Raw genomic sequence first — 7,214 nt, 5'->3', positions numbered from 1 at the left:
CTAACCTTTAGATTTCAGTTAGTTGCCTTAAATCAAAACTAAGCCGGGATATGAATTTCTTTCAGACTCTGTTAACGGATTCCTGGGAATTCACGAAGCCATAAGTTCCGTTCGCGCCGGAGGTGTTTCTCAACTCCGTCTCAAGGACCCCAAAATGCTTGAAACAGGAATTTCACGCAGAGATCTCCTGCGCTCATCGCTTGCGCTCGCCGGACTCGCCATGACGCCGCTCGCAAGCGCCGTGGCGGCAGCAGCAGAAGACATTGAATCTTTTTCCTGGTGCGCCTGCGTCATCAACTGCGGCCAGCGCTGCCCGGTGCGGTGCTTCACGAAAGCCGGGAAGGTGATTCGCATTGAAACCGACAACACGCTCCCGGATGCAACGGATGCGCCCCGGCAGATCCGCGCCTGCCAGCGCGGCCGCTCAATGCGCGAGCGCATCTATTCGCCCGATCGCCTGAAGTATCCGATGAAGCGCATCGGGAAGCGCGGCGAAGGAAAGTTCGAGCGCATTTCCTGGGAAGAGGCCGTAAAGACCATTGCCTCCGAATGGAAGCGCATCCGCGACGCCTACGGCAACGAATCGATCTACTGGCAGTATTGCTCCGGCCAGCAGTCGATCGTGAGTTCGCGCCGCGCCTGGCAGCGCCTTATGAACCTCATGGGCGGGTTCCTCAAATACTACGGCTCCTATTCGAACGCGCAGCTCGCCGCCGCCTTCCCGCTCACCTACGGCGGTCGTCCGGCGTCGCTGCCGAGCGTGATTGCGGACGCCGAACTCTATGTTCTCTTCGGCAACAACCCTTCCGTCACGCGTCCCTCGGGCGGCGGCAAGGGCTACCAGATCGATCTCGCGCTCTCGAAGAAGCGCCCGAAGATCATTGTGATCGACCCGTGCTTCACCGATACGGCGACAACGCGCGCCGACGAATGGGTTCCCATCCGTCCGGGCACCGATGCTGCGCTCGTCGAGGCGCTCGCCTACGAATGGATCACGAAGAATCAGGTCGATCAGGCGTTCCTCGACAAGTACTGCGTGGGCTACGACGAAAAGACGCTTCCCGCATCTGCGCCTAAGAATGCCGATTACAAGTCCCATATTCTCGGCCGCGGCCCCGATCGGATCGAAAAGACGCCGGAATGGGCGAGCGGCATTACGGGAATCTCTGCCGACGTGATCCGGCGTCTTGCGAAGGAAATGGCCGAAACGAAGCCGCTCTTCGTCTCGCAAGGCTGGGGCCCGCAGCGTCAGGCGAACGGCGAAGATACGTCGCGCGCCATCGCCATGGTGCCGATTCTCCTCGGCCAGATCGGGCTCCCCGGCACGAATTCGGGCGAGCATGAAGGGAACACCTCCTTCCCTGCGGTGTATCTCCCGGTCGGAAAGAACCCCGTCAAGGCGTCGATTCCCTGCTACCTCTGGACGGATGCCATCGTCCGCGGAAGCGAAATGACCCGCCGCACCGATGCCCTGAAGGGCGCGGAGAAGCTCACGCAGAATATCCGCATGATCATCAATTCGGGCGGCAACACGATGATCAACCAGCACGGCGACGCCAACTGGACGCATGAGGTGCTCGAGGACGAGAAGAAGCTCGAATTCCTCGTCGTCTGCGACAACATGATGACGCCTTCCTGCCGCTATGCCGACATTCTGCTTCCCGATACGCTGGGACCCGAGACGAACGACATGGCCTGCCAGGGCGGCAGCCACGGCGACGTCGCGGAAATGCTCGCCATCCAGAAGGCCTGCGAACCCGAATACGAGCAGAAGTCTTCCTATGAAATCTGCCGCCTGATCGCGCGCGAACTCGGACTTGAGATGGAATTCACCGAAGGCCGCACGCAGGAGGAATGGGTGCGCTGGTGCTACGAGGAAACGCGGAAGAAGGTGCCCGAACTCCCGACCTTTGAGGAATTCTGGAAGGCGGGGCTTGCCAAGGTCTGGCACTACCGCAAGGACCCGATTGCGCTCGAGGCCTTCAGAAAGGACCCGGCGGCGCATCCGCTCAAGACCCCAACGGGCAAAATCGAGATCTATTCCGAGCAGCTCGCGAAGGAAACCGCCGACTGGGTGATCGCCGAAGGCGACCGCATCAATGCGATTCCGAAATTCTGGCGCACCTGGGATATGCCGGGAGATTCGCTTCAGAAGAAGTATCCCCTCCAGTGCTTCGGCTTCCACGGTCACGGCCGCATTCACTCCACTTTCCATAATCTCCCGAAGCTGAGGAGCCTCCACCCGGATGCGCTCTACATGAATCCGGTCGACGCCGGTAAGCGAGGAATTCAGGACGGCGACACGGTTGAGATCTTCAACGATCGCGGCATTGTGCGTCTCCCCGTGCGCGTTACGCCGCGCATCATGCCGGGCGTCGTCACGATGCCACAGGGCGCCTGGTACGACCCGCAGATGATCGACGGCCGCCGCGTTGACGTGGGCGGCTGCATCAACACGCTGACGGCCCATCGTCCGAGTCCTTACGGCAAGGGCAACGCTCAGCACAACATTCTTGTCGACGTCCGCAAGGCCTGATGAAGAGAGGAGATTAAGGAAAATGACACAGAAAGGCTTCTACATTGACGTCTCCCGCTGCACGGGCTGCCGCACGTGTTCCGTCGCGTGCGCCGACAAGAACGGGACGCCCCCCGGCATTGACTTCCGCCGCGTGCTTGAAGTTGAGGGCGGAAGCTGGAAGGAAGACAAGAACGGCGCCTGGCGCCAGGACGTCTTCGCCTACTACGTTTCCATCGGCTGCACCGAATGCGCTGATCCGGCTTGCGTCAAAGCGTGCCCGACCAAGGCCCATATGAAGCGCGCCGAGGACGGTCTCGTCGTCATCGACGAATCGAAGTGCATCGGCTGCGGACTCTGCGCGAAGGCTTGTCCTTACGGCGTGCCGCAGCTCAACACGAAGAAGCGCAAGATGACGAAGTGCGACGGGTGTCTCGACCGTACGACGAAAGGACTCAATCCCGTCTGCGTCGAAAGCTGCCCCGAACGCGCCATCGAATTCGGCGACATCGAGGAGCTCCGGAAGAAGCACGGAACGCTCGGGAGCATTGCGCCTCTCGCTGATGCATCGGTCACGAAGCCGAGCCTTGTGATCAAGCCCTGCACTTCCGCGAAGCCCTCGGGCTTTGAGGGCGCGAGCGTCCATCGTTTCTAAGGCGCAATAGCTGACTGAGACGTTTGAGGTTCTCAGCAATAAAAAAATCCCCGGATGCCGGTGAAAAGCATTCGGGGATTCCTTTTGGACGAAGACGGAATGCCGTCAAATAATGTAGATCACGGCCGACATCGAGAGGATCGCCACGAAGACGGAAAGGGTATTCAGGTTGGCGGCCTTTGAGAGATCGCCTTTCAGAAGGTTCGTATAGATGAGGTTCATCGCGGGAACCGGCGCAAAGCAGACGAGCACCAGAGCGCGCCGGACTTCGAGGTCGAAGGGCAGAAACTCAAAAAGCGCGAAGGCGAGGAGCACCTGAAGCACGAAGCGCATCGCGAGAATCTTGAGAAGATCGAGAAATTCCCGGAAGGTGAGGGAGAGATTGAGCGCCTCGCCGATCATCACCATGCAGAGGAAGGTGTTGGCGGCGGCGCCGATCTTGGTGCAGGTGATCACGGCGTCGGGAAGCTTCAGGCTCAGGAGGCAGAGAATGAGCATGAAGACGAAGGCAATGATGGGGCCTGAGGTCGCAAGCTTCTTAAAAACAACGCCGATCATTTTCGCGGGCGACGTCTTCTCCCTCATCCCGGAGATCGCCGCGTAGGTGCCGCCAGCCGCCATAAAGGCGTTCCCGAGGTCGAAGACGAGAGCGGTGAGAAGGCTCGCGGGCGAAAGGAATGCCTGCACGTAGGGCACAGCGAAGGGGCCTACCGAGAAGCCCGTGAGGTTCAGCCGCCGGAAGTCTCTCTCCTCAATATTCTTCGTTCCGAGGGTGAGGAAAATGGCGATGATGAGAAAGAGCACGTTGGCAAGAAAGCCGATGGCGGCAATGACGGCGTAGTCGGCGGAGAGCTTGAAGCCGTTCAAACCCGTCATCGTGACGCAGGGAAGCGTCACGCACATGACGAGCGCGCTGATGGCGTGAAAGGCCTCGGGCTTCAGAATGTTGAAGCGCCTCAGGCCCCAGCCGAGGGCAATGAAGACAACGAAGGCGAGAACCTTGGCGAAATTTTCGTCCATGGGAAAAGCCGGAATGATGAGTTCTTAGTGAGCTCGCTATTTTCCGCCTTTTCAGGCTTCTTCACCTCCTCCCGCGGGAGGAGTATTGATGACGATGATCAGATGAGGACGATTCTTTGCCGGATTCCTCCGGAATCCTGCATCTGCAGAGAAATCCCATCAATGAAAAGGCATGCCGCCCGAAAAAGAGCGGCATGCCTTCTGAGAAAAACTCAGGACTTAAAACTCGGCATCACGAGAGAAGCAGCGCATTGAGGCGCTTCACGAACCCTGCCGGGTCCTTGAGGGACCCCTGTTCGGAAAGGAGCGCCTGATCGAGAATGACGTCCGCCCATTCGGAGAAGCGGGCCGGATCATTCTCAGCGAGCGCCTTTTTGACGAGCGGGCTCTCGAGATTGACTTCGAGGGTGTACTTTTCTTCCGGAACCGTCTGCCCCGCAGCCTCGAGCATGCGGCGCATCTGTTCGGTGAGCATCTGATCGTGTTGGCCGACCACGCAGGCGGCGGAGTCGACGAGGCGGTCGGATACGCGGACATCCGCAACCTTTTCGCCGAGCGCGGCCTTGAAGCGGGCTACTGCCTTGTCGTCCTCTTCCTTCGAAGTTTCGGAAGGCTTTTCCGCATCATCGGACTTCGCCTTGACGCCCTCGAGCTCCAGGTCGGCGGCGGTCGCCGGGATGAACTTATGGCCGTCGAATTCGGTCAAAGCACCCATCATCCACTCGTCGATGCGCTCCCAGAGGAGAAGGACTTCGACGCCCTTCTTCTTAAGGCCTTCAAGATAGGGCGAGCCTTCAGCGGCTTCCGGGGTGTTCGCGATGACGTAGTAGATGTTCTTCTGGCCTTCGGGCATGCGGCTCACATAGTCGGCAAGCGACACCGTGATGTCGGAAGCTCCGGCCTTCGTGGTTGCGAATCTGAGGAGCCCGAGAATGGCCTTCTTGTTGTCCGGATCCTCAACAATGCCTTCCTTCAGCACCCGGCCGAACTGCGTCCAGAAGACGCCGTACTTTTCCTTGTCGTCGGCGAGCTTCGCGAACATGTCGAGCGCGCGGCGGGTAAGGGCCTTCTTCAGCTTCGCGGCTACGCGGCTTTCCTGAAGAAGTTCGCGGGAAACGTTGAGCGGAAGATCGTTCGTGTCGACGAGGCCCTTGATGAATCTCAGGTAGTTGGGCAGGAACGCATCCGCGCGGTCCATGATGAAGACGCGCTCGACGAAGAGCTTCAGGCCCTTCTGAAGGTCGCGGTTGTAGAGGTCGTACGGGGCGACGGACGGGCAGTAGAGAAGCGACGTGTATTCAAGGTCGCCTTCAACGCGGTTGTGCGCCCAGCAGAGGGGATCTTCCCAGTCGTGCGTGAGGTGCTTGTAGAACTCCTTGTACTGGTCGTCCGTCACTTCCTTGGGCGGCAGCGTCCAGAGCGCCTTGGCGTCGTTCACCTGCACCCAGTCCTTTTCGGGGGTCTTGCCTTCCTCGGCGGGCTTTTCTTCAAGGAGATAAACCGGCGTCGAGATGTGGTCCGAATACTTCGTGATCGTTTCGCGAAGCGTCCAGGGATCGAGGAAGTTCTTGTCCTCGTCGCGCAGGTGCAGGATCACGTTGGTGCCGCGGGAGGCGCGGGTGGTGAGCTCAGACGTGAAGGTGCCCGAGCCGTCCGACTCCCAGCGCACGGCTTCGTTTTCGCCCGCAGTCGCGGCGCGCGAAACGACGGTCACGCGGTCGGCAACGATGAAGCTCGAATAAAAGCCCACGCCGAACTGACCGATCTGCTGCGCGTTCTTCGCTTCGTCGGCGGAGAGGTGCTCGAGGAAGTCTTCGGTGCCAGACTGCGCGATGGTGCCGAGGTGTTCGTTCGCTTCCTCGAGCGTCATGCCGATGCCGTTGTCGGAAACGGTAAGGGTGCCGGCTTCCTTGTCGGCGCTGATGCGGATCGAGAAGACGGGGTCGCTGCCGAGGAGCTCGGGCTTCGCAATTGCCGCGAAGCGGAGCTTGTCGATGGCGTCGGAGGCGTTCGAGACGAGCTCGCGCAGGAACACTTCCTTATTCGAATAAAGGGAATTGGCGAGGAGCTTCAGGAGCTTGCTCACCTTGGTCTGGAAAACATGAGTTTCAGCAGCCATTTCGACTTTTTCTCCGAAATCTGATAAAGGTCTGACGCATCCTGCACGAAAGCAGAATGCAGATGAAGCCTATATGGGGGCTGAAGCGCGGTTTTCAAGTGGAGCGGCTGCTGAGCTCGCAGACGTCCCGGGCAGACATAAAGAAAGTCCCGGGAGGAGGTGCATCTCCATCCGGGACTTTGCTCTGAAGAAAAGCCTGGTTCAGGATCGCGTGCGGTGAATCAGCCCGCAGCAACCACGCCCATTTCGAGGGCGATGCGGTCGGAGGCGAGGCTCTTCGAGCCAGTGCCGGTAGCCTTTTCAGCGAGGCGCTGATAGGTCTTCGCATCCATCACAACGAGATCGGCGCGGCCGTTTTCAGCAAGAATCTGCGCCTCGCCCGTGCGGGCGCACTGAGCGGCAACAGCGGAATAGTCTTTTTCAAGACGTGCGGCGGAATAAATCTGCATTTGGAACTCTCCACAAGAAGAACCCCCTGGTGGCGGTTCATCTTCAATTCGTGCGTATCGGAGCGCTTTATTGCTGCGCTCTCATTGCCGTAAACGTTAGCACGCTCCTTTCTCTATGATATCGCTTTGATTTCTCTGGTTTATGGTTTACTGTCTAAAGGCACGGGGAGTAGGAGCTTATTCCTAGCGGAATAGGGGTTACTACTGCTTTAAGCTTGTGCACAGATTGAAAGAAGCGCACCATCCGGGCGCAGAAGTGGCCCATCCTGATGCAAATGGGCAAGCGTATGATGGAATCCGCGAAGAAAGGAGGATGGGAGGAGGCGGAGAATGACTCCATCGGGAGCTGCCTCCCCGTATCGGGTAGAGGGCCCCCTTGCAGGGTACCCCCTCCCACACCGCATGGCCCCGTGATCGGGCCCTTTCGGACATGCCGTTCGGCATCCGGCGGTTTTC

Annotated in this window: 5 protein-coding genes; 2 read left to right on the top strand and 3 right to left on the bottom strand. The window is 59.2% G+C overall.

Annotation, left to right across the window (positions count from 1 at the left end):
- Positions 1 to 154 precede the first annotated feature (154 nt).
- Together GBM95_RS10475 and GBM95_RS10470 are read left to right on the top strand one after the other, a co-directional pair.
- Positions 155 to 2,536: a DMSO/selenate family reductase complex A subunit gene (locus tag GBM95_RS10475; protein ID WP_152159042.1), complete on the top strand. Its 2,382-nt coding sequence runs from the start codon at positions 155 to 157 to the stop codon at positions 2,534 to 2,536.
- Positions 2,537 to 2,558: 22 nt separating this feature from the next.
- Positions 2,559 to 3,170, top strand: coding sequence for a DMSO/selenate family reductase complex B subunit (locus tag GBM95_RS10470; RefSeq protein WP_152159041.1), 612 nt, complete (start codon positions 2,559 to 2,561; stop codon positions 3,168 to 3,170).
- 105 nt (positions 3,171 to 3,275) lie between these two features.
- Here the strand turns inward: GBM95_RS10470 and GBM95_RS10465 are convergent, their stop codons facing one another.
- The 3 genes from GBM95_RS10465 to GBM95_RS10455 form a co-directional block, all read right to left on the bottom strand.
- Complete coding sequence (locus GBM95_RS10465) at positions 3,276 to 4,190, bottom strand: AEC family transporter (RefSeq protein ID WP_152159040.1); 915 nt, start codon at positions 4,188 to 4,190, stop codon at positions 3,276 to 3,278.
- A gap of 232 nt (positions 4,191 to 4,422) precedes the next feature.
- Positions 4,423 to 6,309: a molecular chaperone HtpG gene (htpG, locus tag GBM95_RS10460; protein WP_152159039.1), complete on the bottom strand. Its 1,887-nt coding sequence runs from the start codon at positions 6,307 to 6,309 to the stop codon at positions 4,423 to 4,425.
- Between the two features lie 221 nt (positions 6,310 to 6,530).
- Positions 6,531 to 6,758 (bottom strand): type II toxin-antitoxin system Phd/YefM family antitoxin, encoded by a 228-nt coding sequence (locus tag GBM95_RS10455; protein ID WP_193222669.1) that lies wholly within the window; start codon positions 6,756 to 6,758, stop codon positions 6,531 to 6,533.
- Positions 6,759 to 7,214 lie beyond the last annotated feature (456 nt).

This window comes from Sutterella seckii, assembly GCF_009183815.1.
Taxonomy (GTDB): domain Bacteria; phylum Pseudomonadota; class Gammaproteobacteria; order Burkholderiales; family Burkholderiaceae_F; genus Sutterella; species Sutterella seckii.
The sequence above is the reverse complement of the archived record's forward strand: the minus strand, read 5'-3'. Positions and strand labels throughout refer to the sequence as shown.

Bases quoted from the DNA above. Each gene is read 5' to 3' on its own strand.
- GBM95_RS10475 (WP_152159042.1), top strand. From the start codon at position 155: ATGCTTGAAACAGGAATTTCACGCAGAGATCTCCTGCGCTCATCGCTT.
- GBM95_RS10470 (WP_152159041.1), top strand. From the start codon at position 2,559: ATGACACAGAAAGGCTTCTACATTGACGTCTCCCGCTGCACGGGCTGC.
- GBM95_RS10465 (WP_152159040.1), bottom strand. From the start codon at position 4,190: ATGGACGAAAATTTCGCCAAGGTTCTCGCCTTCGTTGTCTTCATTGCC.
- htpG (WP_152159039.1), bottom strand. From the start codon at position 6,309: ATGGCTGCTGAAACTCATGTTTTCCAGACCAAGGTGAGCAAGCTCCTG.
- GBM95_RS10455 (WP_193222669.1), bottom strand. From the start codon at position 6,758: ATGCAGATTTATTCCGCCGCACGTCTTGAAAAAGACTATTCCGCTGTT.